This window comes from Sulfuricurvum sp. PD_MW2, from assembly GCF_002633015.1.
GTDB lineage: Bacteria > Campylobacterota > Campylobacteria > Campylobacterales > Sulfurimonadaceae > Sulfuricurvum.
This window is the reverse complement of sequence record NZ_NSIU01000033.1, coordinates 1-16,760: the sequence shown is the minus strand read 5'-3', so window position 1 is coordinate 16,760 and position 16,760 is coordinate 1. Positions and strand designations below refer to the sequence as shown.

Below are 16,760 nucleotides of genomic sequence, written 5' to 3'. Positions count from 1 at the left end.
GTTGTCCGACGTCACCGCGTTGACGGTGATCGTCGCAGACGCCGTTGTATCGACAGCAACTAATGTTGGTCTGATATTATTAACTTCAACAGCTGGTTGAGCTACATTTACAGCTGTATAATTTAATAAAGTCGAAACATCTCCCACTAATCCTGTCCGATCAGCAAAGATATCACTACCTGGACGTTCTGTATCTACAACTCCATTCCCCGCTGCAGTTTCGTTTCCAGCTTCTGTCGTATTTTGAAAATCGCTAGATTGAAAACCGTTTAATGCCAATACTTTTTTAACAGATTCCACCGAAACGACAGCATCATCACTGCTAAAAATGCTTTTAAACAGCGAGGTATCAAAATTTAATGCTTGATTCCCGGCAATGAGAATATCTCCCATCCCTTCAAGCGTTATGTCAACAATGATCTTCGCATTATTAGGATTATTAGGTGCACCATAAACCGTTTCCCCTTCATGAATGGCTTCACCGATTTTTAGCTCACGGACATGACCTTTTGCATCTTTGACAAAAAAAGTACCTTGATCCAACGATTTGACATATCCGATTACTCGAGCCATAGCGATCTCCAAATGAGAAAATTTTATATTCTCTTATTTTAGCTGAGTCGAAACAAGAAATCTATTGTACTTAGGTACTAATCAACTATGAAGAAGTAAAGAGAGGGCTAATCGATCTTTTACGGAGAGTTTTTGATAAATAGCAGTAGCATGTGCTTTTACGGTTCGGATCGTGATATTCAAAATATTTGATATCTCTTGATGTGTTTGTCCCTCACCTAATAATAGAGCAACTTCACGTTCTCTTTGACTCAAAACACTTAAGATTTCTAAAGAATTTTTCTGTGATGTTTTTTGCTCACGAATTTGTCCGACCATCATCAAAATAAAATCAGGATGAAGCCAAATATTTCCTTCACTTAATGCTTGAAATGCTGAATGTAAGTGCGATTCATGCATCATAGCATTGCCGTATCCCATAGCGCCTAGATGCAAATAATATTGAGCTTGAGAAAAATCGGGTGTCGAAGAGAAAACCATCACTCGATGGAGAAAAAGATTTCTTATAGCGTCATCTTGAAATTGTTTGAGTGTCATATCATACGCAAAGAGAATCGAATCTGCATCAATATTGTCAGATATTTCTGTCAAAATCGATGGATTCGATAATGGGAAAACATTTTCCCATCTGTGAGACATTTCAATGTTGTCACAAAGAATATACAACTTCATTCAACGCTCGGTAAAAGTGTATTGTTTGGCTTTTAAAATCGGTTTCAAAATATATTCCAAAACCGTCTTCTTGCCCGTAATAACATCTACATTTACCATCATTCCCGGAATAATTTTGAGAGGCTTCTCTTTGCTACCCAAATATTTTTTATCGGTCTGAACTTTGACAACATAGTAGACATCATCTTTTTTATCCGTAACCGTATCCGGACTGATAGTAATCACTTTTCCATGCAACGAGCCGTATATCGAAAAATCGTATGCTGTAATTTTTACAATGGCATCTTGACCCGGATAGATGAAAGCGATATCAGCGGGTTTGACTTTCACTTCAGCTAACAATCCCCCTTCTGTCGGGACAATTTCCACTAAATTGTCTCCCGGTTTGATAACGCCTCCTACGGTATTGACATAGAGTTTTTGAACTATCCCGTTGATAGGGGATTTAATAACCGTACGGGTTACCTGATCCGCCAATGCCGAGCTTTCAGCGCCAACACGACTATATTCCGTTTCCGCTTCGTTAAGTTCCATTTGGGCTTTCATCGTAAACTCTGATCGAGCTTCACGTATTTTGCTGCTAATCTCATTGATCGCGGCATTCAATCGTGGAATTGAAGCAACTAGAGCATTGTACTTCTCCGTAATGTCGCTCAATTCGCGCTGAAGCTTCAAAAACTCAACTCGAGGCTTGATCCCTTGCGCTACCATCGGCTCAGAGATAGAGACTTCTTCTTTTATGAGTGCTAAAGCACGTTTTTGTTCTCCAATACGACCTTGAGCCTCAAGTTTTTCATTCTGTTTTTGGGTCAACTGCTCATTTAATCCCGAGATCTGAGAGCGTAACCGCTCTTGATTGGAAATAAAAACACTTCTCTCTTGCATAATCTGCATTGGAATTTTTGCCATATCATCTGCAGTAGGAGCAAATGCACCGCCAGATGCTTCTGCACGCAATCGGACAATTTTTGCTCGAAGTTCAGCCGATTTATATTGGGAACTCTCATAAGTTGAGGATGATTTGAGATTATCAACACGTAAAAGGGTATCGTTAGCATTCACTTTCTGCCCCTCTTTAACCATGATCGCACTCAAAATCCCCCCTTCGAGATGCTGAATCATCTGATTTTCGCCACCGGGGATAACTTTTCCCTCTCCTCGAACAAGTTCGTCTATCGGAGCAAGCGCAGCCCATAAAAAGATAAAAACAATGGTTCCGATCCAAAAAAGAAGGACGGAACGAAGTCGTGATGGGGTATCTTCTAGAACAGCCGCAGAGAGGCTTCTCATGAACTGATAATCATTGGCATCAAAAGAAAACCGGTGCTTTTTACTCATTTTACACCTCCGGCCAACTGGGCGAGTACTTGATCTTTCGGACCATCGAGATAAATTTTCCCTTCATTCATCACAATGATACGATCCACCAATGGCAAAATGGTATTTTTTTGCGTGATAAGGATCGCTGTTTTATCATCCAAATAGCTTTTCAAATTGGCAATCAAACGATTCTCACTCAACTGATCCATCGCATTGGTCGGTTCATCCATAATCACGATAGGAGATTCAAACAGCAACGCACGAGCAATCCCTATGCTTTGGCGCTGCCCGCCGGAGAGTCCCATACCCCGTTCCCCTATCGGCATTTCATACCCTTTAGGATGTTTTCGGATAAATTCATCTGCCCCCGAAATAACCGATGCACGTATCATCTGTTCATCACTGGCTCTAGTCGAACGATAAGAGATGTTGTCTTTAACACTTCCTTTGAATAAAGTAACGTCTTGCGAAACATAGGATATGTTTTTGCGTAAATCGGCCGGATCAATCTGTTTGATATCAATCCCATCCAACAGAATTGAACCTTCTGTCGGTTCGTATAAATGAAGCAGTAATTTTGATATTGTACTTTTCCCCGATCCGATCCGGCCGATAATGGCCACTTTCTCTCCAGGCTTGATCGAAAAAGAGAGGTTTTTCAATACGTTATGCTCCGATTCATCATACGCAAAACTTACATCTTTAAACTCTATCTCCCCTTTGAGTGCCGGGCGTGTAATAAATTTTTTGCCGTGAGGACGTTCACTCGGTTGTGAAATAATCCCTTCAATACCATCGTACGCGGCTTTTGCATCGGAATAGTTCGCAATCAGTGCCGCAGCCTGCCCCATCGGCGCGACGGTACGTCCCGCGATCGTGATGATAGCGATCAGTCCCCCCATCGTCAGCTCATGCGCCCCGATCATATAAACGCCGAATATTACAAGCAAAACCGTGGTTAATTGGGTTAAAAATCCTGTAACGGTAGAAATCGAAGTAGAAATCAAACGTGATTTTAGACTTTTTTGAGCTATTTCACCCGTTGCTTCTTCCCATGCCCATTGAACTTGTCCAGTAGCGCCGAGTGTTTTTAGTGTTTCGATATTTTGCAATGCTTCAATAAGAATAGAACTCTTTGCCGCGGAAGATTTATGGGTCTCTTCGATACTCTCCCGCAGAGGATGGCGCATAAAGATCGCATACCCTAAGATAAGAAGCATCATGACAATCGGAACCATAACCATCCATCCCCCGATATAGCCGATAACCAACAAAAACAAAATAGCAAACGGGAAATCGACTAATGCGGTCAAGGTAGCATTGGTTAAAAAAGAGCGGATAGAATCAAAATCTTTTAAATTGCTGGCAAATGAACCTACCGATTTTGGATGCGATGCCATTTTTAGATCAAGGACTTTTTCAAAAATCATCGACGACATGATAATATCGCTCTTTTTACCGGCACTCTCCAAGAGCATAGCTCGGGTAAATTTTAAAAAGGTATCCAAAACATAAACGACCAATACCCCGATTGCAAATACCCATAATGTCTCTGTAGCGTTATTCGGAATTACCCGATCGTAGACGCTCATCGTAAAAAGAGGACTGGCCAATACAAATAAATTGACCAATATCGTTGCGTATATGACGTCACGATAAATATTTTTAGAAAGTTTCAACGTATCCCAAAACCAATGCTTGTGCTTCACATTCAATGTCAACGCGTCATTTTCATTGTAAACAAACGGTTTTTTGATCAAAAAAGCATAGCCGGTATATTCACCGTTTAAGACCTCATAAGGGACAATTTCCTCAATTGCTTCTTCTGCCGGAAGAATAATTTTATACGATTTTCGGTCTTCTGAAATCGAATCCAAAATACATGCATGAGAATTTTCCAGCAATAAAATCATTGGCAATTGCAATGCTGAAATATCAGAAAGTTCCCTAGGGATCAATGTACTTTTTAGCCCTGCTCTGCTTGCAGCTCTGGAAAAAAGACCTTTTGAGGATTTGAGGCTGTAAAGACGAAGAGCACCTCCCCACGGAGCAGTGGGAAGGCCTGCCATTAATGCTTCTGCCGTATAGGGTTTATGGTAAAGCTGAGTAAAAAGAACCAAACATTGCAATAATGGATCAACTCCAAAAGCCGCACCCTCTGGATCAGCAATTTTCCCTTCTAATTCCTCATTCGTCACATATAACCTTTGCGTCTCAAATTCATCTATTATTGATTATCTCTTTTATACTGTCCCTCTTGGCGATCAGCGAAAATCAATGTCTTTACTTGTTCATCTTTATCAAAATGGTTGTCTTCAACACTCAACCCAACTTTTTGGGTGTACGATAATGTATTTGATCCTAAAATATTCTGCACCATCGACCCCATAGCATCCAAAATGCGATAATGGGCAAAGAGCAAATCATTTTCTGCCCGTACGATTTGAGATTGTGCTGCAACATGATCATTTTGAGCAACGAGCAGATCCAATAACGTTCGACGTCCTAAATCATACTCTTTTTGATACAGTTCAAGGGTTTTGGCACTCGTCGATTCATAACGTTTTAAATGAACCAATTGTTCAGAAATATACTGTTTTGCATTCCAAGACAACGAGCCCTGCTCATCCAGTTTACGGAATGTTTCACGTTTGGTCTCACGCTCTTGATTGATTTTACTCATGTTTTTTTGGATTTGAGACTCATCCGCTCCGCCTCGATACAAATTGTAGGTAAGGCTCAATCCGATCTTGGTTCGATCATCATTACCGGCAATCCCTCCGACATCATTAGCCCAGCTTTGGCGTGCAAAAGCATCAATTTTAGGATAATAATTTTTATATGCCACTGATTTTTGAGCCTGTGCGGCTTTGACGTTATATTCGCTTACCAAAACAGATGGGTTATGAGTTCTCGCATACTCTTTCATCTCTTCGAGTGTTGATGGAATGTTGCCGTTGAATACACCGTCTTGTAGCTCTTTAGTCTCTACATGACGCCCTAAAATACGTTCAAGATTGAACAAGGAATCATCCAAATTATTTTTCGCAACAATATAGTTCGATTTTGCTAATGAAAGGGAAGTATCTGCTTTTTCGGATTCCGAGCGGGTCGTCATTCCCGCATTGTAAAGTTTGTTGACTTTATCATAAATTTGTTCATTGAACTCTACATTCGATTTTGCGATGCATAAGAGATCTCGATTTTTAAGAACCGTAATATAGCTATTGACAAACGTGTATGCTACATCGTTTACATTCTCGATATAGTGGTTGGAAGCAGCCAAAATACGGGCTTTCTGGTAATCCGCTTCATAGAGCGTCCCAAAACCATTGAACAAATTTTGCGTTAGCTGTAAAGAGTGTTCATAACTGCTAAGCGAACGGCTGACATTCAGTGTTGTAGGAGATTTTGTTTTCTCCTGAGCAACCGTACCTGCATAATCAAGGGTTGGGAGATATTGTGCTTCCGTTGTTCTTAAATCTTCTAACGTCGCACGATAATTATGGAGTTGTTCCAAAACCACAGGATGGGTTGATAAAACTTCATCAACACCTTCACGCAATGTCAATGCATTCAACGCGGATGCAGCACATAGCGATATAACTGCAGCTGTTCTTAGTACGAATAATTTATGGTTGGAAATCATTTTCCGTTTCCTTTTCTAAAACAAAGGCGATGTTATTGTAGTTCCATGAATTATAACTAAATCAATACAAAAAAATCAAACATTAATTTTATTTAACAAAATTTTACATTTAAACAGATTCATCGCCATTTCTGTGTTAAAATATTTCGAATAATCTTCCAGAAATAAGGATTTTAGATAATGTTGTTACGCAATTTTATGGTCGGAGCCCTGTTTGTTGCCACATTTCAGCAGCTAAACGGCGATACCATCACTTATTTTGATGGAAAAACAGAAAAAACAATGTCAGTCATCCAATCAAGCTTTGCCCCAGCACATCCGGATGCCTGTTCTGAAAAGAAAAAAGTCATTGAACCCGCCCCTGCTGTGGCTGTTAAAGAGGTTCTCGCACCCTTGATTGCTGCCGAAATCGAAAAAGATAGCGATAGCGATGGGATCTTCGATTCCAAAGATGAGTGTCCTGATACCCCAAAAGGGTACAAAGTGGATCCAAAAGGGTGCCCTCGCAGTGTCACCTTACACCTCAATTTTGCAAGTTCTTCCAGTGTTCTTCCCGTTTCAGCCGAGACCGATGTCAATGCACTCACTGATTTCATGAAAGAAAATCCCGCGGCTTCCATCACAATCATCGGACATACCGACAGTACAGGAAAAGCGGCTAAAAACCAGTTATTATCGGAAAATCGTGCTCAAGCACTCGGAACCCGTTTGGTTCAAAACGGTATTGCCGCAAACAGAATCAAAACATCAGGAAAAGGTCTAAGTCAGCCGATTGCTTCAAACAAAACTCCATCCGGCAGAGCACAAAACCGCCGTATCGAAATCCAAATCCGTTAAGGGATTCCTCTCTTTAGAGGGATCAGCCCTTAAAATACTCTTCCGTCAACTCTTTTAATCGGCGATATATTTTTTCGAAATCGGTTGAATAAACCCTATTTTCCCCTATAGCCGTTATAAAATTGGTATCTCTCTCCCAGCGTGGAACCAAATGCAAATGGATATGCTCGGCGATCCCTGCACCTCCCGCTTTGCCTAAATTTATCCCGATATTAACACCGTGCGCACCAAAGCTCTCTTTGAGCATTTGCACCCCTTTTTGTGCCAATGCACTCATGTGAAGCCATATTTTCGGATCAAGCGTTTCTAATGCATCGGTATGAAGATGGGGGATAATCATAAAATGCCCGGGGGTGTAAGGATAACGGTTCATAACAATAAAACAGTGTTCATCGCGATAGAGAACATGAAGTGTCTCATCCTCAGATGCGTGGCTACTGATATGGCAGAATACGCACCCCTCTATCCGCTCACCCGTCACATATTCATCCCGCCAGGGTGCATAAAGAATATTTTCCATTAGATAAAATTCGGGGCGTCGTTTGCGAAGAGAATGATGTCTCCTGCCTTGGTCACTTCACCCAATGTTTTGACCATCTGTGATTTATCCGCCAACATGATTTTCTGAGGAACATTTAGCTCTTTCTCAAATTGAGCAGCATTGAGCGATCCTGTAATAATTGCGATATCGAAAACGCCGTTGATCGCTTGAATGAGCTCACGATTAAGTTCTTCGGTACTCTCGACCAATCCCGGTGTTACAATCACTTTTCGACCGCTATGAAGTGAACAGAGACGTACCCCCTCTAACATTCCGTCGATATTGCCGTTATACCCGTCATCAAGGATGATTTTCCCACCAGCATCGATTCGTTCTAAACGGTGTTCAACACTCTTGAGATTTTCAACTGCATTGACGATTTCATCAGAGTTCATCCCCATCTCGGATGCGATCAAAATCGCTGCATTGATGTTAATGGTTTGAAATCCGCCAAGGACATTGGTATGAAAATGTCTCTCCTTACCATTAACACTGAGATCAAAATCAATCCCTTCCAATGTTGCCGCCAAGTTATGAACATCATCACCAAAAAAGGTCACTTTTTCATGCGGTTCACTCGTTACGGAAGTATGAATAAATGCCCGTTTGAGACGATCTGAGTGGATAATTTCTAGTTTGGTGCGCTGGATACGTTCCAGTGTTTTAAAATATTCCAAATGTTGTGGTCCCACTTTGCCGACTACCACGATCTGAGGATGCAGCAGTTGTGCAATAGCGTAAATATCACCGACCTCCCGCGCTCCCGCTTCGCAGATATAGACTTGGGTATTCGCAGGGAGCGATTCATTCACATCACGGATAATCCCCCCAAGGGTATTAACACTTCGCGGTGTTGCGTAAACGTTATATTTTTGGCTCAATACTTGCGCAATGAAATTTTTCATCGATGTTTTGCCGTAACTTCCCGTTACACAAACGATAGTTAAATCACTCATCGAAGCAATTTTTCGTTTTGCTTCCCGTTTATAGGCTAGGAATAAAAACTTCTCAATCCCCCACGAACCAAGATAGGTTGCTACGATCGGAAAAAGGACACTGTGTGGTCCGCTAAATCCTTTGAGGGTTAAAAGAATATTCACAAATGCAGTGATAGAAAAAAGGAAGATCAAGAAACGTTTCACACGCCAGGTAAGTACCACTTTTTTATCAAGACGACGGTGCCAAATAATCACTGCCGGAAGAAACGCAATATAAAAATAGATCCAAAATAATTCCGGAATGGCATAGTAAACAAAAAACGGAAGAATGAAATAGACAAAGTGCCACCATGTTTTGTGATGACGTAAAACTACCCTCTCAATCCGATAATCGTACCATTGAAGGTTGGTAATCAAATACCATCCCAATGTCATGACAAATAAAAGATTCGTCAACAAAGCAAAAATTTGTGAATATTCCATTCTTTATTCCTTAGTGTTCCAAACTTTCTAACACGGTTTTTTCAATCTCTTTTGCCACAGTAGCACCCTGTTCTAAAAAGAAATAGTGATCGCCGTCAAATTCAACAACTCTTGATTGATTCATTAATTCAGCCATTTTATACGCTGTCCAAATTGGGGTTGCCGTATCCTGAGCACCGAAGCACAACAGCGCTTTCCCCTTGAACGCTCTAAATTTCTCGGTGAAATCTTCATTAACGACATTTTTAAATGTCTCATACATCGGTTGAGAAAGTCCCTGCGCGTCAGGGGCAACAAAAAAACGGCGAAGGTGTGTAAGACCTGTCAGTTTCAATACTTTGAACAAAGCGATTTTTGCTCGAATTTTAAACGGTTTCGGAACCAAAATCCCGGCTGATGCTACTAATACCAACACATCCGGCTGTAACAGCGTTGCCACTTTTCCTCCGAATGAATGTCCCAAAACAACTGTTTTATCCGCCTCAATCATGGAGAGAAACGACTCTAAAATTGTTGCGTAATCTTCGGTCGTCAATGCCATATTGCAGGTACTGTTTCCAAAACCGGGCATATCGATATAGATGTGACGAAACTGTTTTAAATGGGCACCGAAGGCATGTTTCATCAGGTTTTTATGAGAGCCCCAGCCGTGCAAAAAGATTAAGTCGATGTGTGAGGAAGGGTTTATAATCTCATAACTGATAGAAAAGGTGTGCTGTTTGTATTGGAGAGACTTTACTGCCACGCTTATTTCCCTTTGGCTTGGGAAATAGAGTGGATATAGTCATAATTGACCCGAATCGATTTTTTATCCGGCAATGCACCCAGAAGTTTTTGGATCGAACCGCTAAAATCCTCAAACAGATAGTTCGCCATTGATCCCGGGATCGGATTGATCTCGTTGAGATACACTTCTCCCTCAATTTCGAAGAAATCACAACGAATAAGGGCTCCTTCAAATAACGGCAAATAGATTTTGGCAAACGATTCTCGCAATTGAGTCACCAAAGCATTGCTTACCGATGCTTCCTCAACGCTTCCCGAACGGGAAAAATCGAGGTATTTTTTCTCGAAATCGAGGAAATCGGCTTTTTGCGGTTCTTCAACAATCGAGTAGGTAATCTCGCCGCGTGCACTGAACCCGGCTAAGTTATACTCTTTTACCCCTGAGATAAACGGTTCAATGACGAGTACATTATCAAATTCGAATGCAACATCCAAAGCATAATCAAGCTCACTTGCCTCACGCACAATACTCACGCCGATGGAGCTTCCCAAACGTGCCGGTTTAACAATAAACGGATATGCTGTAGTGACAACACGTTTGTCTTCTTTGTGCAGAACTTCAAATGGCAATGTCTTAACTCCAAGAGAAGAAGCAAGCCATTTTGTATAGTGTTTGTCAAAACTGAGCATTGAAGCCTCTTTGCGAGGTCCGATAAACGGAATATGAAAAAAGTCCATAAGCGAAGCAATTGAACCGTCTTCACCGTCTCCACCGTGAATCAGATTCAAAATCGGCATCTCCAATTTTTTAGATCCGAAAAATCCACGCTGTTCAAAGCCGCCACTTGTGATAAACAATTCACCCATTTTTTTATGTTCGCCGCGAGAAAAGGTAATCGCTTTCATTTTTGATGGCTCGATCAAATAAAATTTATGATCTTGATCACAAAAAATAAAACTCAAATCAAATTTTGATTCCAATTTCCCTTTTACCGTAATTGCACTGACAATGCTGATTTCATGTTCATAACTGGCTCCGCCGAATAAAATGGCTAATTTCAATGGATATCCTTTTAGAGTTTTTGTAATTGTTTCAACGCCTCTTTAACAAGCGTCGGTGTATCGGTTGCACTTGAGGCACTCAATGCTTTGGCGATCTGCTCTTTTTTGAACCCGAGCGATTCAAGTGCCATCATCGCTTCGGTTGCGGCAGAAGTAACCAACGAAGATGCAGTATTTAGCAACACTGCGTCAAAACCGGCTAATTCGACCATAATACGAGCTGCACTTTTAGGTCCGATTCCGGGAACTTTTTTCAATGCGTTGACATCTTTAGATGAAATAATACCTGCAAACTGCTCCGGCGTAAAGGTCGAACAAATCGCAAGAGCCGCTTTTGGACCGATTCCATTGATTTTCAGCATCCCCTCAAAAAGGATTTTTTCACTTTTTTGGGCAAATCCATAGAGCTGTTGTGCATCTTCACGAATCACATGATGAATATGCAATCGTGTTTTTTCGGAACCGATCGAACTGTACGTATGCAATGAAACAAATACCTCATAGATCACGTTATTGACGTTCATGTGAACCGATGAAGGCTCTTTATATTCTACTGTTCCCTCTAAACCAATAATCATTACGTCATAACCTTAATTGAAAATTCTCCGTCTGCGTCTTCATACAAGCCCAATATTTTTTCATCAGAATTTTCCACCGGAACATAAAAAACTTCTATTGGAGGATCGATCAATTTAAAAACTATCTCATTGTGATTACGCCAAAGATCATGATTGATGATACGAGCGTCAAAGATTTCCGATTGAAGCGACGTATGCTTCTCAGTGAGCCATGCGTGCTGATCTTCTTTACTTTTGAGTTCTCTTCGTAAAGAGTCCAGTTTCCCTTTAAAAAGTTTATGCTGCTGATATTTTTCTACAAACGCGACCGGTAATTTTATCCCATTGGCCTTATAATAGGCAAGCTTACGTTTTAAATCTTCAATTACGGGAGCATTTTCAAGCCATGTCTGTTCATACCCATCCAGCTCTTTTCTGATGGAACGGATGGAGTTTCTAACTTGAGCTATTTGATCTGAATGTTCATGAAGATGCTCTTCGGATTCGTCAATCATCGGATCGATTCTCAGTTGATTCTCTCCACCCTGGATTTTCTTGATTTCAATTAGATGCGAAGCACTCAATTTGACATGCGAACCCAATAAATCAATAATAATTTCCCGAGCCCGTATTTTACCCCCTGTCGCTTGAGAAACTGTCACTCTCTCGGCTTCAACGATACCGTGTTCCAGCCGTGCGATATGAACATCTTTTCCATATGCCGTCCCTTTGTGAACGTTGATGGTCAGCTCATCAGCACGGATAATAGCACTTTGATGCACTTGCCCCTCTACGGTCGCTTTTTTAGCCGTTACTTTGGCATTGGGACCGACACTCCCCTCAATATTGATGACATTGACGGTAACTTCCATCCCCTGCCCAATCGCATCTTTCATCGAATCTTTCTCTTTGACGTTTATCGATACGTCCGCATCCAGCTGTGTTTCAATAGAACCTGTCGTTTTGAAACTGATTTCGCTGATTTCTACTTCGCTATGGATATCGTACGCTCCCCCCTCAAGGGTTACATATCCTCCGGCCGCCGCGCGGTATTCAATGCTTGTCGGGGTATTCAGAACCGTAATTTTTTCTCCAGTCGTAAACGTAGGCTCATATTTGACAATCGGCTCTTTAGGAATGATATATTCTCCACGGCAATTGCGACCGCTTTCCCCTTTTTTTGGTTTGATATACTCAATCAATAATTCGTCTTTTACCGCACTCATCAAATAACCGCGCTTAGCGTAATCAACTCTCCCTTGTTGATCGGTATTGTGCCGTTTTGCTTCGTAATGCAAAATCAATTTATCGTTGATGGTCTCTACCGGTTCAACGCTTTGAGCGATAAGATAACGTTCCTGCGTCTCAAAACGATAATTACCTTCCACGTGTATTTTGGCTAAAAGATCTAATAAATTCGGAACCATTATCGAATCAAAAATCCCCACCATGATATTGGCACGAAGCATTTTTTTCTTGATTGCATGAATGAAATCATCTTGAAATTTAGGATAATAATGGGCAACACTACCCGATTTGATCGTGAGATAGATCTTGCACAACGAGGCATTCCCCCCTATCGACATATCGATAGAATCCAGAATATGTTTCTCGGCAAGAGAAAAAATCTCTATCTCATAGACTTGTTTAAGCTCAAGTTTGGGATTTAAAAAATCGGCTTCTTTAAGATTTCGAATCTCATCATCGCTTAATTCGATCCAATCCTCAACACCGCCTTCAACGATTACTTTGTTAAACGTTTCGGTTCCGATGAGATGAAAATCCAAAGAGTGAACAGGAACTTTGTAGTTTATGGAAAATTGCAAAAGCTCTTTAGCAACATTCGATGTACGCACAATCATCGGAGTGATACGTGTCTCAGTTTCTACCGTTGCGCTTTCTTTGGTAAAGAGCCCCATTATTCATTCCTTTATTATTGCCCCTATTTTAATGAAACTTCGGTTAATTGCATATTATGGGGCTTTTCAAAGGCTTGTCCCTATAGGTTGCCATAGAGTTGCCACGGTTTATCATAATGCAATCTTATCCAGTATGCTCATATCAACCCGTAATGATCCAGTATAATGATTTCTATTAACCGTATCATCCACATGACCCATGATGTCAAGTATCCAGTCAGTCGGATACCCGTACTGTTTTAAAAGCGTGTTAAACGAACGCCTAAGGTCATGGATAGTCCCACTCTCAAATCCATTCTTTTTCAACATCGTCTTGAACGGTTTCATCATGCAATCTGAGTTGTAATAAGCCCCGCCGTTTCGTGAAATAAAAACGAACTCTCTAAGCCCGCTTCTCATTCTCTGATTCAGTAAAGCTTGTTTAGCCTGTTTGAATATGGGAATAAATCGGATTTTCCCAGATTTTGTTAAATCCTCATTCCCATTCACTATTCGCGTGTCAACCCGTATAACATTTTTTTCAAAATCAACATCATTCCATCTGAGTGCCAAAAGCTCTGATCCTCTCATGCCCGTAAAGCAAGCAAGCTGTATGTAGTTTTTCAACTGCCCTTTTGCTATCCCTATAATCTGCTTGATTTCATCTTCCGAGTAAAAGTTCTTTTTGCGTACTGGAATACGTTTTGGAAGCTTGGCTAATATCACAGGGTTCTTTGGTATTAGATCGTCGTTTGTCGCGGCCTGTAGCACCATATTAAGATAGACTCTGTTAGACGCGATCGTCTGACTTGCCAATCCACACTCTTTCTGCCAAAGCATTATGTGAGTCGGCTTGATTTCGTGAAGCTTCATGCTTCCGAATTTTTTACCAAATACCTTAAAACTGCAAATACGCCGAAATACGTCTGTTGCGTATTTTTGAACATTCACCCTGCGATTGGAACTTGTTAGTTCCAAGATCATTTTTCCATACTCTTCGAGCGTAAAATCAACCTGTTTAGGTTCTTTTTCAAACTTCGAGTTATAAAGCTTAATATATTCATCATCGAAATGTTTCTCATACCATTTCAGAAGCCGTTTTTCCAACTTCTTACCCGTACTTAAACGCTTTCTATCTCCGAACATATCGCTGTCTAATGTAATAATGCCGTGTTGGTTTGCGTAAACTCGACGTATCATTGATTTCTCCTTGATATGTCGGCCACTGACAAGTTAGATTTTACACCTAACTTGCTTTGAATTTGACTATGGGGAGTGATTTGATATTGATATACCATAGTTTGCCTCGCTTTACAAAGTCCTCAGGATTGAGATTGTTATAGCACCATTTACGAAGTCCGTCGATGGTTTTATATCCGCATTCAGTTGCAAATTCTCGTGTGATCGGATACCACTGCGGTAAGGATCGGTGAAGGACTAAAATCGTATCGAGCTTTTCGTTCAGCTCTTGAAATTTCTCATCAAGCATTTGATCCCCTTAAAACATATCGGGGATCAGTTTACGCCGTTGCATCTCATTGGTGAGTGCAATGTATCGGTATGATAGATCATCATACAAAGGCGAATCCATATCAAGCCCGTCCATCTCCATTGAAAGCCGATTATCCAAATTCCACAACCCTTCATCACTATACGTTTTGAGTTCATCTTCGAATGTGGGTTCGACGGTATGATCCTCATGAAGATTTTTAATGTTCTGCCGTAGTTCAAACTCCGCTTTTGCTTTTTGAAGCACATCAAGGAAGAAAAGCAATGTCGGATCGTTCTTGTGTACGAGCAGACGGGTAATGACTTTCTTAATTGACTTCTCCGCATCTTGGAGTGAGTATCGAAAGCTGATTCTCTCAATCTTCTCCAACGGTGTATTGATCTGCATAAACTCAGTGATACTGTAATTCTCTTTGATATAGTCCCAGATAGGCAAAGTATCAGCCCGTTTGCGATTAGGAGAGTTTAATTGCTTCTCGCTAATGCTTTGGGTATCAATCAGCCTTATTTGATCGCAAGCGTGTTTAAACAGTGTTTCTGATCGTTTGAGGGCATCATCTATCGTATCGATCCCGAAAGTTTTTAGATACTCCCTATGCATCTCAAATTCAACGTTAAAGATCGGTTGTTCCAAATCCATTCCATTGATTCCGAAATGGTTATGCATAATCTCTCGTTTGATTGCTGATACGCTTTGAAGCTCCTTATGCTTATTATAGATGCGAAGTAAAAAGGGTTTCTTACCCACATAGTATGTTTCCAGTTCATAGGCGTTGGAACGCTCACCAATGTTCGCGGAATGATTTTGCTTCTTTGACAAAATCATTTCTTTACGTAGATAGCTGAAATCGTGTTGGATGAACATGTTTAGATCAATTCGGGTTATTGGAAATACTTTCATCGTGTATTCACCCAAGAACTTTGTATTAACATACTCTATAAGCGATTTTAAGCCCAGTGTATAGATTCCTATTGCATTGAGCTGTATTCGGATATTATGAATGTTGGTTGCTTTCTCAGGGTCTTTAAAACCTGATCTAAAAAAGTCATGATTAAACCAGTGAAAGCCATCACGTCCCATACCGCTGTAAACGACATCAATCTCGTTGATGGTTACTGTAATGTCATTATCAGCATACTGATAATTGAGAGATTTAAAATAGGCTTTCTTATCTTCGATTTGATTAATAATGTCCTCATATAACCGATCATAGAAAGCACCGCTTTGTGCAAAGTAATACAATGCATCAATACCGCTTGCATAAGGCATTTTTTCTGCAATAGAAGATTGCATAGTGTTTTCCTTTCGACGTTTAACGTCAGTTGTTTATTTGTAAATTTCTAATTGGGAGAATATTATTTGACTTATGTCAGGGGGTGTTACTAGAACCCCCTGAACCTAAAGGCGCTTTGTTCGGAATACCCGCGAACCCTCGCGGGACCCATCCGATCCAAAGCACACCTTTAAATTCCGAAGAAAGTACATTGTCCGAAGTAAGAGACATCGACCTCGATCTGCTTGCCTTCCATGCCTGCATACTTGGAAGCTTTTTCGGTTGGGATCGTTAGATCAACGAGTTCACTTTTAGAACCGTTCTTGACAGTCTTTTCGATCAATACTTGTATACGTTGTTTAACAACAGGTATAGAGGTTTCTTTGTCTGTATAGACAGATTCGTATTGTCCGATAAGGACGCCTTTTAATTTTAATGACATGATTAATCCTTTAGGAATGAATTAACCAAAGCGCTTTGGGATATTTATACAACGTTGTAGGAGAATTGTAGGAAAAAACCTTGCTTGAATTTTCGGCAGAACTACGCCATTTCTTGCAAGAGTTCCGATGGGGTAGTAAGAACATATAAACGTAAAGGATTGTTAAGCGATTCATCAATAAAAAAAAGAGGAAATTTTTTGGTATCAATTAGTTGATTTTCAATGATTTTATTTTTGTATCGTGCCCTTTGATCGGCAGTAATAAACTTGGTTTTAGGG

General features: G+C 40.7%; 15 protein-coding genes and 1 pseudogene. 1 reads left to right on the top strand and 15 read right to left on the bottom strand.

The window, feature by feature from the left end:
- The 5 genes and pseudogenes from CJD30_RS10790 to CJD30_RS10770 all read right to left on the bottom strand — a co-directional run.
- Positions 1-573: pseudogene (locus tag CJD30_RS10790) on the bottom strand (hypothetical protein); the annotation flags it as partial.
- A gap of 81 nt (positions 574-654) precedes the next feature.
- The gene (locus CJD30_RS10785) at positions 655-1,212 is read right to left on the bottom strand and encodes a LuxR C-terminal-related transcriptional regulator (RefSeq protein WP_294918969.1); all 558 of its coding nucleotides are present in this window, start codon (positions 1,210-1,212) and stop codon (positions 655-657) included.
- Between the two features lie 33 nt (positions 1,213-1,245).
- A complete protein-coding gene (locus CJD30_RS10780) occupies positions 1,246-2,583 on the bottom strand; it encodes an HlyD family type I secretion periplasmic adaptor subunit (RefSeq protein ID WP_294918967.1) in 1,338 nt (445 codons plus the stop codon).
- A complete protein-coding gene (locus tag CJD30_RS10775) occupies positions 2,580-4,763 on the bottom strand; it encodes a type I secretion system permease/ATPase (protein WP_294918966.1) in 2,184 nt (727 codons plus the stop codon). Before CJD30_RS10775 ends, CJD30_RS10780 begins: the two co-directional genes overlap by 4 nt.
- Positions 4,764-4,792: 29 nt before the next feature.
- Entirely contained in the window at positions 4,793-6,214 is a 1,422-nt protein-coding gene (locus CJD30_RS10770) for a TolC family outer membrane protein (RefSeq protein ID WP_294918963.1), read from the bottom strand.
- Between the two features lie 180 nt (positions 6,215-6,394).
- Here CJD30_RS10770 and CJD30_RS10765 point away from each other — a divergent pair, with 180 nt between their 5' ends.
- A complete protein-coding gene (locus CJD30_RS10765) occupies positions 6,395-7,051 on the top strand; it encodes an OmpA family protein (protein WP_294918962.1) in 657 nt (218 codons plus the stop codon).
- 22 nt (positions 7,052-7,073) lie between these two features.
- Here CJD30_RS10765 and CJD30_RS10760 read toward each other — a convergent pair whose 3' ends face one another.
- The 10 genes from CJD30_RS10760 to CJD30_RS10715 form a co-directional block, all read right to left on the bottom strand.
- Positions 7,074-7,571: an HIT domain-containing protein gene (locus CJD30_RS10760; RefSeq protein WP_294918960.1), complete on the bottom strand. Its 498-nt coding sequence runs from the start codon at positions 7,569-7,571 to the stop codon at positions 7,074-7,076.
- A complete protein-coding gene (gene murF / locus CJD30_RS10755; RefSeq protein WP_294918958.1) occupies positions 7,571-9,013 on the bottom strand; it encodes a UDP-N-acetylmuramoyl-tripeptide--D-alanyl-D-alanine ligase in 1,443 nt (480 codons plus the stop codon). Before murF ends, CJD30_RS10760 begins: the two co-directional genes overlap by 1 nt.
- A 10-nt stretch (positions 9,014-9,023) precedes the next feature.
- Positions 9,024-9,758: an alpha/beta hydrolase gene (locus CJD30_RS10750; protein ID WP_294918957.1), complete on the bottom strand. Its 735-nt coding sequence runs from the start codon at positions 9,756-9,758 to the stop codon at positions 9,024-9,026.
- Between the two features lie 2 nt (positions 9,759-9,760).
- Complete coding sequence (locus CJD30_RS10745; protein ID WP_294918956.1) at positions 9,761-10,801, bottom strand: D-alanine--D-alanine ligase; 1,041 nt, start codon at positions 10,799-10,801, stop codon at positions 9,761-9,763.
- 11 nt (positions 10,802-10,812) lie between these two features.
- Positions 10,813-11,379: a Holliday junction branch migration protein RuvA gene (ruvA, locus tag CJD30_RS10740; protein WP_294918954.1), complete on the bottom strand. Its 567-nt coding sequence runs from the start codon at positions 11,377-11,379 to the stop codon at positions 10,813-10,815.
- Positions 11,379-13,277: a flagellar assembly protein A gene (locus CJD30_RS10735; protein ID WP_294918953.1), complete on the bottom strand. Its 1,899-nt coding sequence runs from the start codon at positions 13,275-13,277 to the stop codon at positions 11,379-11,381. The genes ruvA and CJD30_RS10735 overlap by 1 nt, the downstream gene beginning before the upstream one ends.
- 111 nt (positions 13,278-13,388) lie before the next feature.
- Positions 13,389-14,456 (bottom strand): site-specific integrase, encoded by a 1,068-nt coding sequence (locus tag CJD30_RS10730; RefSeq protein ID WP_294918952.1) that lies wholly within the window; start codon positions 14,454-14,456, stop codon positions 13,389-13,391.
- Between the two features lie 46 nt (positions 14,457-14,502).
- The gene (locus CJD30_RS10725) at positions 14,503-14,745 is read right to left on the bottom strand and encodes a hypothetical protein (protein WP_294918951.1); all 243 of its coding nucleotides are present in this window, start codon (positions 14,743-14,745) and stop codon (positions 14,503-14,505) included.
- Positions 14,746-14,754: 9 nt separating this feature from the next.
- Entirely contained in the window at positions 14,755-16,059 is a 1,305-nt protein-coding gene (locus CJD30_RS10720) for a hypothetical protein (RefSeq protein ID WP_294918950.1), read from the bottom strand.
- Positions 16,060-16,229: 170 nt separating this feature from the next.
- Entirely contained in the window at positions 16,230-16,481 is a 252-nt protein-coding gene (locus tag CJD30_RS10715) for a hypothetical protein (protein WP_294918948.1), read from the bottom strand.
- Positions 16,482-16,760: the final 279 nt, after the last annotated feature.

Excerpts from the sequence above, each read along its gene's own strand:
- CJD30_RS10780 (WP_294918967.1), bottom strand. The coding sequence starts at position 2,583 with ATGAGTAAAAAGCACCGGTTTTCTTTTGATGCCAATGATTATCAGTTC.
- murF (WP_294918958.1), bottom strand. The coding sequence starts at position 9,013 with ATGGAATATTCACAAATTTTTGCTTTGTTGACGAATCTTTTATTTGTC.
- CJD30_RS10760 (WP_294918960.1), bottom strand. The coding sequence starts at position 7,571 with ATGGAAAATATTCTTTATGCACCCTGGCGGGATGAATATGTGACGGGT.
- CJD30_RS10730 (WP_294918952.1), bottom strand. The coding sequence starts at position 14,456 with ATGATACGTCGAGTTTACGCAAACCAACACGGCATTATTACATTAGAC.
- ruvA (WP_294918954.1), bottom strand. The coding sequence starts at position 11,379 with ATGATTATTGGTTTAGAGGGAACAGTAGAATATAAAGAGCCTTCATCG.
- CJD30_RS10765 (WP_294918962.1), top strand. The coding sequence starts at position 6,395 with ATGTTGTTACGCAATTTTATGGTCGGAGCCCTGTTTGTTGCCACATTT.
- CJD30_RS10720 (WP_294918950.1), bottom strand. The coding sequence starts at position 16,059 with ATGCAATCTTCTATTGCAGAAAAAATGCCTTATGCAAGCGGTATTGAT.
- CJD30_RS10770 (WP_294918963.1), bottom strand. The coding sequence starts at position 6,214 with ATGATTTCCAACCATAAATTATTCGTACTAAGAACAGCTGCAGTTATA.
- CJD30_RS10735 (WP_294918953.1), bottom strand. The coding sequence starts at position 13,277 with ATGGGGCTCTTTACCAAAGAAAGCGCAACGGTAGAAACTGAGACACGT.
- CJD30_RS10715 (WP_294918948.1), bottom strand. The coding sequence starts at position 16,481 with ATGTCATTAAAATTAAAAGGCGTCCTTATCGGACAATACGAATCTGTC.
- CJD30_RS10725 (WP_294918951.1), bottom strand. The coding sequence starts at position 14,745 with ATGCTTGATGAGAAATTTCAAGAGCTGAACGAAAAGCTCGATACGATT.
- CJD30_RS10785 (WP_294918969.1), bottom strand. The coding sequence starts at position 1,212 with ATGTCTCACAGATGGGAAAATGTTTTCCCATTATCGAATCCATCGATT.